Below are 18,880 nucleotides of genomic sequence, written 5' to 3'. Positions count from 1 at the left end.
TTGTCGTCCTCGACATGATCGAGAGGGGGCGTACTGCGTATGCCCCGGCGCGGGCGGATTCACGCCAATGGGCCGGTTCCACCACCCTTCACGGTGGCGGAACCGGCCCATCCGGCCTATCTGCTGCGGCAAGGGCCTGTCCGGCGGATCATGCCGCAGACGCCGGGCGTGGCACGCCGATCTGCGGCGTTGTCGTCGGTTGCCGACTCCCCCACTCCCGACTTCGCCCGAGCGGGGCCCCCATCGCGTCGACGCTCTCCTCCGCCGTGCAGCCCGACGCACCACGCCCCGCTCACCTGCGTCGAGGGGGCGCTGCGCATTTGCTGCGACCCGATCCGCCGAACAGGCCCTAGTCCCGCGCGGGTTCCACCGCGTCGACCTCGGCCGCCGTGCTGCCGTACCGGCCGTCCAGCTTGGACACCAGTCCGGTGACCTGGCGGGCGATGTCGGGGGCGGTGAGCCCGATCTCCGCCATCACCTCGGCGCGGGAGGCGTGGTCGAGGAAGCGCGGCGGGATGCCGAAGTCCCGCAGCGGGACGTCGACGCCCGCGTCCCGCAGGGCCTGCGCGATCGTCGAACCGACACCGCCGACGCGGGAGTTGTCCTCGACGGTGACGACCACGCGGTGCCGCTCGGCGAGCGGGGCCATGGCCTCGTCGACGGGCTTGACCCAGCGCGGGTCGACGACGGTGGTGGAGATGCCCTGCTTGTCGAGGAGGCTCGCGATCTCCAGGCACATGGGTGCCAGGGCGCCCACGGAGACGAGGAGCACGTCCGGCGTGTCGGTGCCGGGCTCGCGCAGCACGTCCATGCCGCCGACCCGTCCCACGGCGGGAACGGCGGGGCCGACGGCGCCCTTGGAGAAGCGGACCACGGTCGGCGCGTCGTCGACGGTGACGGCCTCGCGCAGCTGGGCGCGGACCTGGTCCGCGTCGCGCGGGGCGGCGAGCCTGAGGCCGGGGACGACCTGGAGGATCGACATGTCCCACATGCCGTTGTGGGAGGCGCCGTCGGTGCCGGTGACACCGGCCCGGTCCAGCACGAACGTCACCCCGCACTTGTGCAGGGCCACGTCCATGAGGACCTGGTCGAAGGCGCGGTTGAGGAAGGTGGCGTACACCGCGAAGACCGGGTGCACCCCGCCCGTCGCGAGGCCCGCCGCGGAGACGGCGCCATGCTGCTCGGCGATGCCGACGTCGTAGATCCGGTCGGGGAAGGCGTCCGCGAACTTCTTCAGGCCGACCGGCTGGAGCATCGCGGCCGTGATCGCCACGATGTCCTCGCGCTCCTTGCCGAGCTGCACCATCTCGTCGCCGAAGACGGAGGTCCAGTCGGCGCCCGACGCCTTGATCGGCAGGCCGGTGTCGGGGTGGATGGGGCCGATGCCGTGGAAGCGGTCCGCCTCGTCCTGGAGGGCGGGCTGGTAGCCGCGGCCCTTCTCGGTGAGGCAGTGCACGATGACGGGCCCGCCGAAGCGCTTGGCCCGCGCCAGCGCGGACTCCAGGGCCTCGATGTCGTGGCCGTCGATCGGACCGACGTACTTCAGGCCGAGGTCCTCGAACATGCCCTGCGGCGCGATGAAGTCCTTGAGGCCCTTCTTGGCCCCGTGGAGGGTCTCGTACAGCGGCCTGCCGACGACGGGCGTCCGCTCCAGCACCTCCTTGGTACGGGCGAGGAAACGCTCGTAGCCGTCGGTGGTGCGCAGCGTCGCGAGGTGGTTGGCGAGGCCGCCGATGGTCGGCGCGTACGACCGCTCGTTGTCGTTGACGACGATGACCAGCGGGCGGTCCCTGGCGTCGGCGATGTTGTTGAGCGCCTCCCAGGCCATACCGCCCGTCAGGGCACCGTCACCGATCACGGCGACCACGTGGTCGTCGCGTTTGAGGATCTGGTTGGCCTTGGCGATGCCGTCGGCCCAGCCGAGGACCGTGGAGGCGTGGCTGTTCTCGATGACGTCGTGCTCGGACTCGGCCTGCGACGGGTAGCCGGACAGGCCGCCCTTCATCTTCAGCTTCGAGAAGTCCTGACGGCCGGTGAGCAGCTTGTGCACGTAGGACTGGTGGCCGGTGTCCCAGAGCACCTTGTCCCTGGGAGAGTCGAACACCCGGTGCATGGCGATGGTGAGCTCGACCACACCGAGGTTGGGGCCGAGGTGGCCGCCGGTCTTGGAGACGGCGTCGACGAGGAAGGTCCGGATCTCCTCGGCCAGCTGGTCCAGCTGCTCCAGGCTGAGCCGGTCCAGATCGCGCGGTCCCCTGATGCGGGTCAGCAGCGGCACCCGTGCCTCCTTGCAGTAGAGCTGTTGCCGGGCTTGTCGAGTCTAATGTTCCGCCTTCGTGGCCCGCGCCCGGGCGGTGCGTGATACGTCACGCGATCGGCTGTACCCAGGTTGTGCCGGTCCTACGACAAGACTGTGCCCGGCACCGTCATCGGTGCCGGGCACAGGCTTCCCTCAAAGGGGCGGTACCGCAACTCCCCAGGGGCGCGGGGAACTGCGCGACCGGCCACACACGGCCGGCACCCGCAACCCGAACCGAGCCCCCACGGCGAAACCGCGCTACGCGCGGCCGGCGGCCTTCTGACTCCTGCGGGAGACGGAGTCGATGACCACCGCACCCAGCAGCACCGCACCGGTGATCATGTACTGGATCGAGGTGTTCATGTTCAGCAGGTCCAGACCGGTCTGGATGGACTGGATGACCAGCATGCCCAGCAGCGCGGACCACACGGTGCCCCGCCCGCCGAAGAGGCTGGTACCGCCGATGACCGCCGCCGCGATCGCGAGCATCAGCGTGTTGCCGCCACCGGCGTTCAGCGTGGCGCTCTGCGTCTGCCCGGCGAAGAACATGCCGCCGACCGCCGCGAAGCCACCGGCGATGGCGAACACGGTGATACGGATCATGGACACGTTGATACCGGCACGGCGGGCAGCCTCGATGCCGCCGCCGACCGCGAAGACCTTGCGGCCGTACGGGGTGCGCCGCAGCACGAAGTCCACGATCACCAGCGACGCGAGGAAGATCACCAGCGCGTTGGACACACCGGCGGCCTGGTTCAGGACGTAGGCGGAGACGAACGCGGCCACCGCGAGGGCACCGACCCGCAGCGCGATCTCGCTGGTGGGCCGGAAGGGGACCCCGGCGGCACGACGGCGGCGCTGGTCGACGAGCGAGCCGTAGAGCATGGAGGCGACACCGAGGCCGGCCAGCAGGTAGGCGCCGATGACGGCCTGGTCCATGAAGAACGAGCTCTGGCCGAACAGGTGGACCGGACCCTCGTCCGGGATGTTGATGGTGCCGCTCTCACCGAGCAGCCACAGCATCAGACCGTTCCAGCCGAGGAAGCCCGCCAGGGTCACCACGAAGGCCGGAACGCCGATCCTGGCGAAGAACCAGCCGTGCAGCGCGCCGATGCCGACGCCGGTGATCACGGTCAGCACCAGGGCCAGCCACGAGTCCACCCCGTGGTCGACCACGAAGACGGCGAACACCGTGGACGCCAGGCCGCTGACGGAGCCGACGGACAGGTCGATCTCGCCCAGCAGCAGCACGAACACCAGGCCGATGGCGAGCATGCCGGTGGCCGAGAGGTAGTAGCTGATGTTGGACAGGTTGTCGGCGCTGAGGAACCGGTCGTTCTGCAGCTGGAAGATCGTCCAGATGACGATCAGACCGATGACGACCGGCAGGGAGCCGAGCTCACCGCCCTTCATCTTCCGCTTGAACTCGGTCAGGTAGCCCTTGAGGCCCTCTTCGCGGATCAGCAGACGCGGGTCGACGACGGTGACCGGCGCGGCCGTGGGGTCGTCGGCCGGCGCGACGGTGGCCTGCGAGGCCTCCGGATCCTGCTTCACGGTCTTGGACGTGTCACTCACTTTGCCGCCTCCGTGGTGCGTCGCCCGGCACGACGGGTCACGGCGTTCTCCGTGGCACCGGTGATCGCGGCGATGATCTCTTCGTGGGTGGTGTCCTTCACCGGGAAGGACCCGTTGTTCCTGCCCAGGCGCAGCACGGCGACGGTGTCCGCGACCGCCTTGACGTCGGCCATGTTGTGGCTGATGAGGATGACGCCGAGGTCGCGCTCACGCAGCCGCTCGACCAGGTCGAGGACCTGCGCGGTCTGCTCGACGCCGAGTGCCGCGGTGGGCTCGTCGAGGATGACGATCTTCGGGTCGCCGATCAGCGCGCGGGCGATGGCGACGACCTGACGCTGGCCACCGGAGAGGCTGGCGATCGGGATGCGCACGCTCGGGATGCGGATGGAGAGGGTGCTCAGCAGCTCGCGGGCGTTCTTCTCCATCGTGACCTCGTCGATGACACCGCGGTGCAGCAGCTCACGGCCGAGGTAGAGGTTGCCGACGACGTCGAGGTTGTCGCACAGCGCGAGGTCCTGGTAGACGGTCGCGACGCCGAGGCCCTGGGCGTCGTGCGGCTTGTTGATGCTGACCGGCTTGCCGCCCCACTCGATGACGCCCTCATCGATGGGGTGCACACCGGCGATCGTCTTGACCAAGGTGGACTTACCTGCGCCGTTGTCGCCCACCAGGGCGACCACTTCTCCGGCGTGGACCTCCAGCTCGACATCGGTGAGGGCCTGCACCGCACCGAATCGCTTGGAGACTCCGCGCAACGCCAGCACGGGCGTAGCGGACACGTGAACCATCTCCTTCGCCGCCTGACCGGCGGGGATGCCGCGCTTGTCAAAAGGCGCGGAGTGTTGTGCTCGAGGCACTGGTTTACAAGATGAACATGCGCGGGCCGTCGCCTCTTGGCAACGGGCGAGCGACCCGGGGAAAGTGCGGGGACGTTTCCGCGCCCGCCGCGGTGGCGGCCTGCGCCGCTGTCCGGGCGTGCTCTCGGGAGCGTGCCCGCCGGGCGGCGTGGGGGTGTTCCTGGACTTTCCCGCGGCCGCTCACGTCATGCGTCCGTCCGGCGCCCGCCCCGCAGCGGGGTGAAGGTGGGGCGAGCGCCGGACAGGCTCTGCATGCCGCGGTGCGGCTTTACTCCAGACCGGCTGCCTTGCACTTGGCGGCGTAGTCCGCGGTGCAGATGTCGGCGACGGTGTAGAGCTTGTCCTTGATCACCGTGTCCTTGATGTTGTCGACGGTGACCGAGACCGGGGTCAGCAGCTGCGAGGGCACCTTGTCGCCGGAGCCGCTGGTCAGCGTCTCGGTGGCCAGGTCGTCGATGCTCTTGCCGTCGAGCAGGTTGACCGCGAGCTGGGCGGCCGCGTCGGCCTCCGGCTTGAAGGCCTTGTAGACGGTGCTGGACTGGGTGCCGGCGACGATGCGCTGGATACCGGCGAGCTCCGCGTCCTGACCGGTCAGCGGGATGCCGCTGATGCCGGCGCCCTTGAGGGCGGTCGCGATACCACCGGCCATGCCGTCGTTGGCGGAGTAGACGCCCGCGATGTTCTTGGCGCCGAGCTGGGTGATCGCGGCCGACATCTTCTGCGCGGCGACCGTGTCCTTCCACAGACCCGACTGCTCGTAGGCGATGTCCACCTTGCCGTCGAGGGCCTTGTGGGCGCCTTCCTTGAACTGCGCGGCGTTCGGGTCGGCGTCGTCACCGTTGATCATGACGACCTTGGACTTGGGGGTCGCCTTGGAGCCGAGGGCGTCGATCAGGGCCTGGCCCTGGAGCTCGCCGACCTTGACGTTGTCGAAGGAGACGTACGCGGAGACCGGGCCCTGGGCCAGACGGTCGTACGCGATGACCTTGACGCCCTTGTCGACCGCGCTCTGGATCGAGGACTTGATCGCGGCGGAGTCCTGGGCGCTGATCACGATGACCTTGACGCCCTTGGTGATCATGCTGCTGACCTGCTGCGCCTGCTTGGCCGAGTCGGCCGCGGCGTTCGCGTACTCGACCTTGCAGTCGGAGCAGAGCTCGGCGACCTTGTCCTCGAAGTACGGCTTGTCGAACTTCTCGTAACGAGCGGTCACGTTGTCGGGAAGAAGCAGGCCGATCGACTTGCCGCCCGAGCCGCTGCCGCTGCCGCTGTCCGAGTCGTCGTCGCCGGCCTTGCCACAGGCCGCCACCGAGACGGCGAGCGCCCCGATCGCTACAGCAACGGCGGTACGACGCATTCGCGTGTTCACTTTGTAACCTCCCTGACGAGGCCGCGTCGTTGCGGCCGAGGTGGCTGGAAGTCAACTCGGCCACGCGTGCGACGTCAAGAAGTAAATACTTAACGAGATGGCAACGGCGTCCTGCGTTCTCTAAGTGAAGGCAGGCGTCGCCGCATGCAGCGTACTGTCCAAAAGGGTCGAATCACCCATCTCGCTCAGTGCGAGGGCGAGTGCTCCGAGCACCTCCGCGCGGCCTCCAAGTGCCCCTGGAAGCACGGACAGTTGGCGCGCCGCACTGGGGATCGCATAGCGGCCGACGGACTCCCTGATGGGCCCGAGCACCAGCTCACCGGCCTCGGCGAGATCACCGCCCAGGACCACCCGGCTCGGGTTCAACAGATTGCAGAGATTGGCGACTCCACTTCCGATGTGTCGGCCGACGTCGGCGATCACCCGACGGCAGCCTGGGTCTCCGTCCCGCGCCAGCCGCACGACGCCTTCCATCGTCAGGCCGGTCCCGTGGCTGGACTGGAGCAGCGGCAGCACATAGCGCGCGGCCGCGAAGGTCTCCAGGCAGCCCCGGTTTCCACAGCGGCAGACGGGGCCGGACTCGTCAAGTGTAATATGTCCGATTTCGCCCGCTGTGCCACCGGGGCCGCGGTAGATGGTCCCGTTGATCACCAGGCCGGCTCCGACACCGCTGGCGACCTTGATGTACGCCAGGTCGCGCACCCCCCGCCCGCTGCCCCACACCAGCTCACCCAGGGCGCCGAGGTTGGCGTCGTTGTCCACGTGCACGGGCACGCCGAGGCGCCCGCGCAGCTCCTCGGCGGGCTTGGTGCCGATCCAGCCCGGCAGGATGGCGGACGAGCCGAGCGTGCCGGACTCCAGGTCGATGGGGCCGGGTACGCCGAGGCCCACGCCGGCGATCTTCGACCGGTCGACACCGGTTGCTGCAATCAGGCGATTGACCAGGTGTTCCGCACGGTCGAAGCCCTGCGTCGAGGAGGCGTCCACGTCGAGCGGCTCGGACTCCTCGGCCAGCACCTGGTGCGCAAGGTTCCCGACCGCGACGCGCAAATGCGTGTGCCCGAAGTCGACCCCGATGACGATTCCGGCGTCCCCGCTCAGGGAGACGCTGCGGGCCCGGCGGCCGCCCGCGGAGGTGGGCGTGACCTCGACGGTTCCGCCGTCCTTGAGCTCGCGCACGATGTTGGAGACCGTCGCCGCGGACAGGCCCGTCGACCGCGCGATCTCGGCTTGCGTGAGCGACCCGGCCAACCGTACGGCCCGTACGACCCGCTCCAGGTTGGCTCGGTGCAGTGATGACTGCGACCCCGGAGTCTCCACGACGACCTCCTGCGCGCGGGACCGCTTCAATGAGGCCCCGTCTATGTCCAACTAGTGAACTCTAAGCTGAGCTGTTCGGGTTGCCTCCCGTCAAGAGGTTGAACCGCATCGGCGTTCATGTACACAAACACGGCCGCCGCTTCCGGAAGATCCGGAAGCGGTCGCCGTACGGGTGAGGGGGCCGCTACTTCAGCGCCCCCGCGGTCAGTCCCTGCACCACCTGCCGCTGGAAGATGATGTACGCCGCGAGCACCGGCAGCATCGCCATGACCAGGCCCGCGAACAGTCCCGACCAGTCGCCCTTGTACCCCTGGCTGACCGCCAACTGCACCAGTCCCTGAGTGAGGACGCGCTTGTCCGGGTCGGTGTTCAGCACCGTGGGCAGCATGTACTGGTTCCACTGCCCGAGGAAGTTGAAGATCCCCACGCTGATCAGGCCGGGCTTGGCCATCGGCAGCATGATCTGGAAGAACGTCCGGGTGTGCGAGGCCCCGTCCACGAAGGCCGCCTCCGCCACCGAGGTGGGCAGGGTGCGGAAGAACGCGGTGAGGAAGAACACCGTGAACGGCAGCGAGTAGGCGATGTAGACCAGGATCAGGCCGTGGATCGTGTTCAGCAGGCCCATGTTGTTCACGACGTAGAACAGCGGGACCAGTGCCAGCATGATCGGGAAACTCATGCCGCCGATGAACAGGAAGTAGATGAACCGGTTGCCCGGGAAGTCGAAGCGGGCCAGGACGTAGGCCGCCATCGAGCCGAGCACCAGGGTGCCGATGAGCGAACCTCCCACCACCAGAATGGTGTTGAGGAAGTAGTCGCTCATGTTGGCTTCGGTCCAGGCCCGCGACCAGTTGTCGAAGTGCAGCGTGTCCGGCAGCGACCAGGGCGAGCCGAAGATGGAGCTGTCGTCCTTGAAGGACGTCATCACCGCCCACAGCAGTGGCAGTACGACCATGATCGCCCAGATGACCAGGATCCCGTGCGAGAAGACGTTGAGGGCGGTGCCCTGCTTCTTCTCCTTGCGGGGCGGGCCGGCCGGGACATCGGCCTTGGCGACGGGAATGCCGGGCTCTGCCGGCAGAGGGGCGGGGGTCTCGGTCGTCTTCATCTGTTCAGTACTCCAGCCGCTCGCGTCGGCCCAGCCGCATCACGAGGGCGGCGAAGGCCAGCGTGACGACGAGAAGGGCGACGCCGATGGTGGTGGCGTAGGCGGCCTGCCCGTCGCGGAACGCCTTCTGGTACACGTACAGCACCAGGACGGTGGTCGAGTAGTCGGGACCGCCCGGCCCGGTCGTCATGATCTGTACGACCGCGAACGACTCGGCGCCGAGGGCGAGGATGCCCATGTAGACCCAGCCGGACTGCACGGTGTCCCACAGCAGGGGCAGGGTGATCCGGAAGAACGTGGTGGCGCGGCCCGCACCGTCGAGCAGCGCCGCCTCGTACAGGTCGGCCGGGATGGAGGCCATGCCCGCGGAGAAGAGGACCACGAAGAAGCCGACCGTGGACCACACGAGCACCGCCAGCACGCACCACAGGGCCAGGCTCGGGTCGCCCAGCCACAGGGGCTGGACGCTGCCGAGCCCGATCCCGCGCAGCAGCGAGTTGATGGCGCCGCTGTCCGGGTTGTACGCGAAGGCGAACAGCAGGGCCACGATGGCGATCGAGAGCACCTGCGGGAAGAAGTAGACGATCTTGTAGAAGGAAGAGCCCCGGACTCCGGAGATCACCGGGCCGCCCTTCCTTCGCCGCCCGCCGACATTGATCATGAAGGCGAAGAACAGCGCCAGACTGATCGTCAACAGCGGCAGCACGACCGCGAACATCAAGCTGTGCTGCAAGGACTTCCAGAAGATCTCGTCGTCCAGCATCCTCCGGTAATTGTCCAGGCCGACCATCTTGAATTCGGGGCTCAGGCCGGTCCAGTCCGTGAACGAGTAGTAGATGGACTGGATGAACGGCCAGATCACGAATAGCGCGTACAGACCGAGGGGCACTGCCAGAAACCCCACGATGAACCGGTACTTGCCGTGCTGCATCGCTTCTCCGGTCCGTTACTGGTGCTTGTAGTGCTTGATCGACGTGTCCTTGGCGGTCTCGTCGGCGTAGGCCTGGATCTTCTTGATCGCCTCGGCCGGAGTGAGCCGGCCGGCCATCATCTCGCCGAGTCCGGAGACCCCGATCTTCTCCTTCTGCAACTGCACGTACCAGTCCTGCAGACGCGGGTTGACCACGTTGTCGCCGGCCTTCTCCAGCGCCGCGACACCGGACTTGAGGCCGGGGGTGAGGGTGATGCCGTCGGTGCCGCCGTTGTACGCCGTCAGCGACTTGACCTTGCTGGTGAAGTTCTTCGAGGACGCCTCGCTGAGCATGATGCGCAGCTGCTCCATGCCGCCCGTGCCGTTCTTCGCCTTGGCCGGGACGATGAAGGGCTCGCCGCCGGAGGCCCAGATGGTGCCGAAGGGCATCTTGTCGGAGGAGTCGATGCCGGTGGGCGCGGAGACGGCGAGGTCGAAGTCGGCCGGGATGACGTTCGCCGACTCGTTCTCCACCCAGGAGCCGTTCGGGATGAACAGCGCCTTGCCCTTGGCCCACGCGGTCTGCGACTGGATGTGGTCCAGACCGGGTGTGCCCTTGAGGATGTAGCCCTTCTTGAAGAGCTCGTAGTAGGCCTCGAAACACGCCTTGACCGCCGGGTGCTTCCAGGCGTTCGGCTCCAGGTTGTCGATCGCGTCGAGGACTTCGACGCCGCCGACCTTGCCGATCATCGGGTACAGCGAGAAGGGGAGGTAGTACGGGTATTTGCCCGCGTACGTCCAGCCCGCGATGCCCTGCTTCTTGGCCTTCTCGCAGACCGCGAGCATCTCGTCCCAGGTCTCGGGATAGGCGGAGTCGAGGGAGTCCAGGGCCTTCTGCGAATACCACACGCCGTACACCGTGTAGGCGTAGTACATGATCCAGACCGGGTCGCCGTCCAGCTGGCCCATCTCCACGATGCCGGGGCGCAGCGTGTCGCGGACCTTCTTGGCCGGGTCGTCGTAGGACGGGGCGTCGAGGAGCGGGGTGAGGTCGGTGAGCTGGTTCTTGCCGGCCAGGACGCCCATGTCCATCTGCTCGGCGCCGGAGTTGTCGATGAGGTCGGGCGGGGTGCCCTGGTTGAAGCGGGGCTGGAGGGTGGACTGGATCTTCTGGGTGGCGGAGAACTTCACCTTGGCCCCGGGGAAGTTCTTCTCGTAGATCTTCACGGCGTCCTCGGCGTACTCCTTGCCGAATCCGCCGTCGAACAGGACGAATTCCATCCCCGCGGTGTCGTTCACACCCAAGGGGTTCTTCTCGGTCTTCTTGCCGGCTTTGGCCTTGTCCCCGCTGTCGTCGCCGCCACTGCTGGCACACGCGGACAGGAAGCTCATCGTGGGGACGGAGATCAGGCCCAGCGCGGCGGACCGCTTGATCAGATCGCGGCGGCCGACGCCACCGGTGCCGTTGTTCTCGGCGGAAGTGGATCCCATGCTCAAGTCCTCGCCTTCTCCAGGACTCAGGCGGTGTACCGGATCCTCCCGGGCACCGCGGTCAGGTCAAGCAGGTTCGTGCGGATCATGACGTGCGGATCGTGACGTGCGGATCGTGTGAATCGTCGACAGGTATAGTCCACTTCAGGTCAATGGAGCAAGATCGAATGCAAGGTTGGCTGCGGGTCTTTCCCGAGTTGAGACCTCCCGGAAATATGAGTGGCCTGTGGGCGCCTTGCCGGAAAAATCCTTGACATAGGCCCCGAATGCCACAGTGAAGATCATTGACACCACCGTCCACTGGGGCCACGGCTGATCTCTGCAGGGAGATGATGACAACGTTGTCCAGATGCCAGGAGCGTGCTCGCGTATGCGGCAGCACAGGGTTCCGCGGGCGGCGGCGCGGGCATGGAGGCCCCGCCCCGGGGCACCCGCCGCCACCGACCGGGGGTCGAGCGCGATCGAGACAGACCAGACAAGCCGGTCAAGCCGGTCAAGCCGGTCAAGCCGGTGACGCACGCGCTCGCTTCCGCGAACGACGGCGCCCCGGGTCCGCCCCGGCTCGCCGACGTCCCGTTGTCCACCGGAAAGCGTGCACTGCGCTACGGCAGACGGGCGTACGCGTATCGCGAGATCGTCGACGTCGACGTGGCGGCGGGCCGGGACACCCGGCTCTCGTACCACGACCCCCCGAACGTCTCCGCCGACCTGGCCCGGCCTGGACCGACTGCGTCCCCGGGCCGGGGGCGTTCCGGCACCATCGGCTGCCTCGTCACGCTCAACATGCCCTGGGGCAGGCGGAGTTGCTGGCCGGAATCCACCACATCCCAGCAGTCGACAGGTACCTCACGAGCGGCCGGTGCACCACAATGGCCGGGCGTCGCCGGTGAGCACCGTGCGGCACGGCATCCGGAGGGGGAGGAAGCGCGGATGAGCATCAAGAGACGGCTTGGGGGACTGCTCGCGGGGACCGGTCTGATGGTGGGGGCGCTGTGCGCGACGGCCGCACCCGCCCAGGCCTACAGCCCCAATCCCGGTGTCGCCAAGTACTACTACGACACCGACAACTGCCCCTGTAGCGGCGGCAATCTGACGGACCCGTTCGACGGCACCCACTTCGCGAACGACGCCGGTGGCCTGGCCGTCAAGATGGAACTGAACGACGACGGCTGGTTCGTCGGCAAGGTGGAGTTCCATCCCCACGACGAGAAGCTCTGGGTCTACGACACCCGCAACGACGGGGACGGCTTCTTCGTCGCCGTCGGCTACTCGTCCGGCGGCAGCCATCACGACCTCGGCACCTTCTCCGCGCCGGGCACCTCCGAGGTCGTGGACCTCACGGTGAAGGACTTCGACATCCCGGACGGCGCCATGGTCGACATCTCGGTGTACGACGAGTCGGGCCGCACCGACCTGATCGGCGCGGCGCGCGGAACCGGCGCGGCCGTTGCCTAGCGTCGACCCCGCCTGGCTGCCGCCCGGCGCCTTCCGCGCGCTCGGCACCCGGCGCACGCTGATCCGCGGTTCGGGGCCGCTGGTGGAGACGGCCCACGGGGAAGTGGCCGAGGCCTGTGCGCGGTTCGGCGGCCGTGTCGTCCGCGGCTCCGGGCCGGCCGACACCGGGGACGACCTGGTACTGGAACTGACCGGCTCCGACGGCTCCGAGGCATTCACGTACGAGCGCGAAGGGGGCCGAACGACCGTCACCGCGTCAGGACAGGCCGGGCTGCTCCACGGCCTCTTCCACGTCGTGCGGCTCGGAGAGGACGCCTTCCGCGGTGAGCGGGTGCGGGAGGCGCACCGTCCCGCGGTGGCGCTGCGGATGGTGGACCACTGGGACAACGTGGCCGTGCACCCGGTCATGGGCCAGGTGGAGCGCGGCTACGCCGGCGGGTCGCTGTTCTGGGCGGACGGGCGGGCGCGGGGCGAGACGGAGCGGGTGCGGGCGTACGGCAGGCTGCTGGCCGCGTGCGGGATCAACGCCGTGGCGGTGAACAACGTCAACGTGCACGAGACCGAGGCTCACCTGCTGACCGACCGGATCGGTGAAGTGGCCGAGATCGCGGGCGCGTTGAGGACGTACGGCATCAGGACCCACCTGTCGGTCACCTTCGCCGCGCCGGTGCTGCTCGGCGGACTGGCCACGGCCGATCCGCTGGACGCCTCGGTGCGCGCGTGGTGGGCCGAGGCGTCGGCGCGGGTGTACGAGGTGATCGAGGACTTCGGCGGGTTCGTGGTGAAGGCCGACTCGGAGGGCCGGCCGGGGCCGTTCGCCTACGGCCGCAGTCACGCGGACGGCGCGAACATGCTGGCCGCCGCACTCGCTCCGCACGGCGGCACGGTGCACTGGCGGGCGTTCGTCTACGACCACCGCCAGGACTGGCGGGACCGGACGAGCGACCGGGCGCGTGCCGCGTACGACCACTTCACCCCGCTGGACGGGGAGTTCGCGGCGAACGCGGTGCTCCAGGTCAAGCACGGGCCGCTGGACTTCCAGGTGCGGGAGCCGGTCTCACCGCTGATCGGCGCGATGCCGGGGACCCGGCTCGCGGTGGAGGTGCAGGCCACGCAGGAGTACACCGGTCAGCAGCGGCATGTGTGCTGGCTCGGACCGATGTGGAGCGAGGTGCTGCGGTTCCGGCCGGAGGGTGAAGAGGGTGCGTGTGTCGGGGAGTTGGGACGCGGCGGACTGGTGGCGGTGTCCAACGCCGGCGACGACCCGTTCTGGACGGGGCACCCGCTGGCGCAGGCCAACCTGTACACCTTCGGGCGGCTGGCCTGGCAGCCTGACGTGGATCCGGACGGCGTCCTCGACGAGTGGATCCGGCTCACCTTCGGACCGGCACAGACCTCGGACCCCGTACGGCTGCGGGACGGGCTGCACGCCGTGCTCGACGGGTCCTGGCGGACGTACGAGAAGTACACCGCTCCGCTCGGGGTCGGCTTCATGGTGCAGCCGGGGCACCACTACGGGCCGAGCGTGGACGGCTACGAGTACAGCCCCTGGGGCACGTACCACTTCGCCGACCGGAACGGCATCGGCGTCGACCGGAGCGCGGCGACCGGCACCGGGTTCGCGGCGCAGTACCTCAAGCCCTGGGCGCAGGTGTACGAGTCACCGGACACCTGCCCCGACGAGCTGCTGCTGTTCTTCCACCACGTGTCGTACGACCACGTACTGCACAGCGGCAAGACGGTGATCCAGCACATCTACGACACCCACTTCGAGGGCGTGACGGAGGTGGAGCAGGCCCGGGAGGTGTGGGCCTCACTCGCGGACCTCGTCGACCCGGAACGCCACGCTCGGGTGGCGGAGCGGTACGAGGAACAGCTCCGCAGTGCCCGCGAGTGGCGCGATCAGGTCAACAGCTACTTCTTCCGGAAGTCGGGTGTGCCCGACGCACATGGGCGGCGCATCCATTGATCCGCTCTACCGCAGGCGCAGGATCGCCGTGCCGAGCGGGTCGAGGGCCAGCGGGTCACCCTGCTCGACCTGCTTGCCGGTCAGCAGGTCGGTGGCGGTGGCGTGGGCCGTCAGGTCGACCGTTTCGGGGGCGTGGTTGAGGAGGAAGACGAGGCGGGTTCCGTCCGGGGCGACACGGGTGGCGGTCTCCACGGTCGCGTGGTCGGCGTACGGGCCGATCAGGTCGTGGCGGGTGAGGACACGGCGTACGACCTCATTCACGCCCGGCTGGTCGAGGGCGGTGGCGACGTACCAGGCCTCGCCCCCGTTCTCGCCGAACCGGTTCCGGGTCACCGCCGGGGTGTCCGCGTAGAAGTCGGCGCCGTAGGTGGCGACCGCCTCGGCGCCGCGTGGCTGCACGATCTCGAAGACGAGGCGCGCTTCGCTCTTCAACTCCCCCAGCCTCACTGGTTGTACGAAGTCCCGTGCGCGGGAGTCCCATTCGTCGACGCGGATGCCCATGAGGGCGGCGAGCGGGCCGGGGACGTCGGCGAGGAAGGCGCGGTCGTGTTCGTCGACGCGGCCGGAGAGGAACGTGGACACCACCGTGCCGCCGCGGGCCGCCACCCCTTCCAGGCGGTCCGCCAGGTCGCCCTTGATCATGTGCAGGACCGGGGCGAGGACCACGTCGTACGGGGTGAGGTCGGCGCTCGGGGGGATCACGTCCACGTCGGCGCCGGCCTCGCGGGCGGCCCGGTAGTAGGCGTGGACGGTGTCCTGGTAGCGGACCAGGCGGGAGGGGCCGTCGGAGATCTCCAGGGCCCACCAGCTGTCCCAGTCGAAGAGCAGGGCGGTGCGGGCCGGGGTGCGGGCGCCCAGGCTCACGTCTCCCAGCATCTCCAACTCCCGCCCCAGGTCGGCTACTTCGCCGAAGACGCGGGTGTCGTCGCGGCTCGCGTGGCCGATGACCGCGCCGTGGTACTTCTCGCAGGCGCCGCGGGAGGCGCGCATCTGGAAGTACAGGGCCGCGTCTGCGCCGTGGGCGACGGCCTGGAAGGTGGCGAGGCGGAGTTCGCCGGGCCGCCGGAGCGGGTTGACGTCGCGGCACGCCGTGGTGGACGGGGTCTGTTCCATCAGCCAGAAGGGGGCGCCGTCCTTGAGGCCGCGCATCAGGTCGTGGGCGAGGGCGGGCCAGGTCGGCGGGGCGTCGAGGGGCGGGTAGCTGTCCCAGGAGGCGAAGTCGAGGTGGGGCGCCCAGCGGTGGTAGTCGAGAGGGCGGAACATGCCCATGAAGTTGGTGGTGACGGGCGTGTCCGGGTCGTGTCGCCGGATCGCCTCCTTCTCGGCGAGGAAGCAGCCGAGGAGGGCGTCGGTGGTGAAGCGGAAGTAGTCGAGGGTGGTGCCCTGGAAGGCGGTGTGGTCGGGGCCGCGCCAGTGCTCGGTGAGGGCGTTCGGGGGCTCGATCTCGGCCCAGTCGGTGTAGCGGTGCGACCAGAAGGTCGTGCACCAGGCGTCGTTGAGGGCGTCCAGGGTGGCGTACTTCTCGCGCAGCCAGTCCCTGAAGGCGTCGGCGCACAGGTCGCAGTGACAAACGCCGCCGTACTCGTTGTTGATGTGCCAGGCGAGCAACGCCGGGTGTCCTGTGAACCGTTCGGCGAGCCGGGCCGCCATGGCCGTGGCCTGACGGCGGTACGCCGGTGCGCTGGGGCAGAAGTTGTGGCGCTGGCCGTAGCGGTGCCGGCGGCCCTCGAAGTCGGTGCGGTTGACCTCGGGGTACTTCTTCGCGAGCCAGGGCGGGAGGGCGGCGGTGCCGGTGGCGAGGCAGACCTGGCGGCCCTCGGCGGCGGCCCGGTCGAGGATGCGGTCGAGGACCGTGAAGTCGTGGGTGTCCTCGGCGGGTTGGGTGAGCGACCAGGAGAAGACGCCGACGGTGAGGGTGTCGATGCCGGCCCGGGTGAACAGCCGGTGGTCCTCGTCCCAGACGGGCTCCGGCCACTGCTCGGGGTTGTAGTCGCCGCCGTACGCGATCTTGGGGGTACCGGGCACGGTCATGCGGTGAAGTCCTCCTGGGTCTCGGCGATCACCGGTCGGCCGCTGTGCAGCAGGGACAGCAGGAGCGGGGCGGCGAGCAGGGCGGGCAGGGCCTCGGTCAGCAGGGCGGTCAGTCCGGCGGTCAGCACGAGCAGCGAGGCGGCGCCGAGGGTGGCCCGGCCGTGCCGGAACAGGAAGTACGCGGCGAGGCGGGCCGTGTCGCGGGCGCGGAACGCGAAGAGCGAGGTCAGGACCAGTGCGTGCGCGCCCCACAGGAGGGAGCCGGCGCCGATGGCCGCGAGGAGCACCGCCCACCAGCCGGGCAGGCCGGTGGCGGCGAAGTGGGTGAGGGTGAAGGCGACGACGGTCAGCCAGGCGAGCAGCGGCGTCCACAGCTTCAGGGCCGGGAGCGCGTTGAGCCGCCAGCCCCGCCAGTAGGTGCGGGCCGGGTGCAGGTCGGTGAGGTCGCGGTCGCGGTGGTGGAGGGCGTACAGAGCGGCGGACAGGGCCGGGCCGAGGGGCAGGAGGCATACCGCTGCCAGCGGGAGGTTGGCCGCGTCGGGGCCCACCAGCAGCAGTCCGGCCAGGCCCGGCGCGGCGGCGAGGAGCAGCAGTGCCTCGACGGTGACGAGGGTGTGGATCAGGGCGGCGGCGCGGGAGAGGGTGCCCTCCCCGAAGGTGACGGACGTGTTCGTGCTCACTGCGGCTCCCTTCCGGGCGGCCGCCGCTCGTCCGGCCACGGCGGTGCCTCGTCCCCGACGGGCGGCACCTCGGGGAACGGGACCTCGGGAAACCGGCCGGTCGGCTCGGCGGGCACCCGGATCACCCGTTCTCCTTCTGGTAGCGGTCGTACGCCTTGTTGTGCACGTCGACCAGTTGGTCCATGTTCTTCGCCTTCAACTCGGTGACGTAGTCGTCCCATTCGGACAGGGGGCGCTTGCCGAGGGCGAACTTGAGCGTGTTCTGCGTGACGTGGTCGCGCAGCGGGGTGTCCCAGAGCGTCGCCTGCTCCTGCTCGACGGACTGGAGCGGGTGGGCCGGGTCGACGGGCAGCTGGGTGCGCTGGGCCATGGCTTCCTGGAGCCTCTTCTCGTCCGGGCTGAACGAGGAGGAGACCAGGGCCCAGCTGCCGCCGTAGGTGAAGACGCCGTTGAAGAAGCCGTAGTCCTTCTGCAGGTCCTTCGGGGCGTCCGGGTCGGAGCCCATGAGGCTGATGCCGGGCTTCAGCTCGTACTGGTCGCCGGACGCGGTGTAGGTGACGTCCTGGACGCCCCACTTGCAGAACTTCTGGCCCTCGTCCGAGTACCACAGCCAGTCCACGAACTGCATCATCGCGACGAAGCTGTCGCTCTTGAGCGCCTTGCCGGCGATCATGACGCCGTTCTCCAGGCGGCTGCCGCCGATGAGGACCGGCCCCGCCGGGCCGAGCGGCACCGGCACCATCTCGATCTTCGCGCCCTTGACCTGCTTCTCCAGGTTGTAGCGGTAGTTCTGCACCAGCTCCTGCGGGTTGGCGCTGATCGCGAACGACTTCTCGCCCAGCAGCTTCTGCACGGCGGCGTCGTCGGTCTGGGTGAAGCTCTCGGGGTCCATCAGCTTCTCGGCGACCAGTTTTCTCACGAACTCGACCATCCGGCGGTAGCCGTCCTGCGCGCCGGTGAACACGAACTTCTCTGCCTTGGAGTCGAAGCTGATGTTGTCGTACGTCCAGCCGGCCCGGACGCCGTACGCCTGGCCGAGATAGCTGAGCAGGGCCGCGACGGGGTACGGCGTGTTGGTGCTCCAGCGGTCCGTGAAGGGGTAGCGGTCGGGGTACTCCGCCTTGAGCGCCCTGAAGACGTCGTACACCTCGACCCAGCTGGTGGGCAGGCTCAGACCGAGCCTGTCGAGGACGTCCGTGCGGAAGGACAGCGAGTAGCCGGACTTGGCCTTCTCGTGCAGGCCGGGCAGCAGGTAGTACTTGCCGTCGGACTGGCGGATGGAGTCGAGCTCGGGCTCCAGACGCCACTTCTTGACCTTGGCCTGGAAGTTGGGCATCAGGTGCACGTAGTCGCTGACCGGCAGGATCGCGCCGGAGGACACGAAGGCGACCTCCGCCGGGTGGTACGTCTTGGGGATCAGGAACGGGGCGTCGCCCGCGCCGATGAGGACGCTGCGCTTCTTCTCGTAGTCGGCCAGGGGGACGTCGACGGGCTTCAGGGTGACACCGGTGCGCCTGGTGACCTCCTTCCAGAACAGCCAGCTGTCCTTCATCGGGTAGACCGGGTTGTTGTTGTGCAGGACCGAGAAGGACAGCGGCTCGGCGGCCTTGAACTGCTGGCCGGCGCGGTACTCCTTCATCGCGCCGTTCTGCTTCTTGGACAGGTCCTTGGAGTCCCCACCGTCGTCACCGCTGCCGCAGCCGGTGAGGGCCGCGAGGCCCATGAAGCCGGCGGCGGACAGGATCTGACGCCGGGACAGCTCGCCTGCGTTCGTCACGGATACTCCTTTGTTCCGTAGGTGATGTGTTCCGTAGGT

General features: G+C 68.8%; 14 protein-coding genes. 2 read left to right on the top strand and 12 right to left on the bottom strand.

Features of this window, described 5'->3' with window-relative positions:
- Positions 1 to 349: 349 nt before the first annotated feature.
- The 8 genes from dxs to ngcE form a co-directional block, all read right to left on the bottom strand.
- Positions 350 to 2,278 carry a 1-deoxy-D-xylulose-5-phosphate synthase gene (gene dxs / locus ACZ5XS_RS04125; RefSeq protein WP_468647643.1) on the bottom strand — a complete coding sequence of 643 codons (1,929 nt, stop codon included), beginning with the start codon at positions 2,276 to 2,278 and terminating at the stop codon, positions 350 to 352.
- A gap of 279 nt (positions 2,279 to 2,557) precedes the next feature.
- Positions 2,558 to 3,874, bottom strand: a complete 1,317-nt coding sequence (locus ACZ5XS_RS04120) for a sugar ABC transporter permease (protein ID WP_468647642.1) — start codon at positions 3,872 to 3,874, stop codon at positions 2,558 to 2,560.
- Positions 3,871 to 4,662, bottom strand: coding sequence for an ATP-binding cassette domain-containing protein (locus ACZ5XS_RS04115; protein ID WP_468647641.1), 792 nt, complete (start codon positions 4,660 to 4,662; stop codon positions 3,871 to 3,873). Before ACZ5XS_RS04115 ends, ACZ5XS_RS04120 begins: the two co-directional genes overlap by 4 nt.
- 337 nt (positions 4,663 to 4,999) lie before the next feature.
- Entirely contained in the window at positions 5,000 to 6,088 is a 1,089-nt protein-coding gene (locus tag ACZ5XS_RS04110) for a sugar ABC transporter substrate-binding protein (protein ID WP_468647949.1), read from the bottom strand.
- A gap of 132 nt (positions 6,089 to 6,220) precedes the next feature.
- Positions 6,221 to 7,420 (bottom strand): ROK family transcriptional regulator, encoded by a 1,200-nt coding sequence (locus ACZ5XS_RS04105; RefSeq protein WP_468647640.1) that lies wholly within the window; start codon positions 7,418 to 7,420, stop codon positions 6,221 to 6,223.
- Between the two features lie 184 nt (positions 7,421 to 7,604).
- Positions 7,605 to 8,528 (bottom strand): carbohydrate ABC transporter permease, encoded by a 924-nt coding sequence (locus ACZ5XS_RS04100; protein WP_468647639.1) that lies wholly within the window; start codon positions 8,526 to 8,528, stop codon positions 7,605 to 7,607.
- A 4-nt stretch (positions 8,529 to 8,532) separates the two neighbouring features.
- Positions 8,533 to 9,459, bottom strand: coding sequence for a carbohydrate ABC transporter permease (locus ACZ5XS_RS04095; protein ID WP_468647638.1), 927 nt, complete (start codon positions 9,457 to 9,459; stop codon positions 8,533 to 8,535).
- A gap of 15 nt (positions 9,460 to 9,474) precedes the next feature.
- Positions 9,475 to 10,929 (bottom strand): N-acetylglucosamine/diacetylchitobiose ABC transporter substrate-binding protein, encoded by a 1,455-nt coding sequence (ngcE, locus tag ACZ5XS_RS04090; protein ID WP_468647637.1) that lies wholly within the window; start codon positions 10,927 to 10,929, stop codon positions 9,475 to 9,477.
- A gap of 360 nt (positions 10,930 to 11,289) precedes the next feature.
- Here ngcE and ACZ5XS_RS04085 point away from each other — a divergent pair, with 360 nt between their 5' ends.
- A complete protein-coding gene (locus ACZ5XS_RS04085) occupies positions 11,290 to 12,384 on the top strand; it encodes a hypothetical protein (RefSeq protein WP_468647636.1) in 1,095 nt (364 codons plus the stop codon).
- Entirely contained in the window at positions 12,377 to 14,353 is a 1,977-nt protein-coding gene (locus ACZ5XS_RS04080; RefSeq protein ID WP_468647635.1) for an alpha-glucuronidase, read from the top strand. Before ACZ5XS_RS04085 ends, ACZ5XS_RS04080 begins: the two co-directional genes overlap by 8 nt.
- Positions 14,354 to 14,359: 6 nt before the next feature.
- Here the strand turns inward: ACZ5XS_RS04080 and ACZ5XS_RS04075 are convergent, their stop codons facing one another.
- The 4 genes from ACZ5XS_RS04075 to ACZ5XS_RS04060 are packed head-to-tail and all read right to left on the bottom strand — an operon-like array spanning position 14,360 to position 18,841.
- A complete protein-coding gene (locus tag ACZ5XS_RS04075) occupies positions 14,360 to 16,384 on the bottom strand; it encodes a beta-galactosidase (RefSeq protein ID WP_468647634.1) in 2,025 nt (674 codons plus the stop codon).
- Positions 16,381 to 17,064: a YesL family protein gene (locus tag ACZ5XS_RS04070; protein ID WP_468647633.1), complete on the bottom strand. Its 684-nt coding sequence runs from the start codon at positions 17,062 to 17,064 to the stop codon at positions 16,381 to 16,383. The genes ACZ5XS_RS04075 and ACZ5XS_RS04070 overlap by 4 nt, the downstream gene beginning before the upstream one ends.
- Complete coding sequence (locus ACZ5XS_RS04065; protein WP_468647632.1) at positions 17,061 to 17,189, bottom strand: hypothetical protein; 129 nt, start codon at positions 17,187 to 17,189, stop codon at positions 17,061 to 17,063. The genes ACZ5XS_RS04070 and ACZ5XS_RS04065 overlap by 4 nt, the downstream gene beginning before the upstream one ends.
- Positions 17,186 to 18,841, bottom strand: a complete 1,656-nt coding sequence (locus ACZ5XS_RS04060; RefSeq protein ID WP_468647631.1) for an ABC transporter substrate-binding protein — start codon at positions 18,839 to 18,841, stop codon at positions 17,186 to 17,188. Before ACZ5XS_RS04060 ends, ACZ5XS_RS04065 begins: the two co-directional genes overlap by 4 nt.
- Positions 18,842 to 18,880: the final 39 nt, after the last annotated feature.

Source organism: Streptomyces sp. NPDC033131, assembly GCF_055578365.1.
The sequence above is the reverse complement of the archived record's forward strand: the minus strand, read 5'-3'. Positions and strand labels throughout refer to the sequence as shown.

Excerpts from the sequence above, each read along its gene's own strand:
- ACZ5XS_RS04075 (WP_468647634.1), bottom strand. The coding sequence starts at position 16,384 with ATGACCGTGCCCGGTACCCCCAAGATCGCGTACGGCGGCGACTACAAC.
- ACZ5XS_RS04095 (WP_468647638.1), bottom strand. The coding sequence starts at position 9,459 with ATGCAGCACGGCAAGTACCGGTTCATCGTGGGGTTTCTGGCAGTGCCC.
- ACZ5XS_RS04110 (WP_468647949.1), bottom strand. The coding sequence starts at position 6,088 with ATGCGTCGTACCGCCGTTGCTGTAGCGATCGGGGCGCTCGCCGTCTCG.
- ACZ5XS_RS04115 (WP_468647641.1), bottom strand. The coding sequence starts at position 4,662 with ATGGTTCACGTGTCCGCTACGCCCGTGCTGGCGTTGCGCGGAGTCTCC.
- ngcE (WP_468647637.1), bottom strand. The coding sequence starts at position 10,929 with ATGGGATCCACTTCCGCCGAGAACAACGGCACCGGTGGCGTCGGCCGC.
- ACZ5XS_RS04100 (WP_468647639.1), bottom strand. The coding sequence starts at position 8,528 with ATGAAGACGACCGAGACCCCCGCCCCTCTGCCGGCAGAGCCCGGCATT.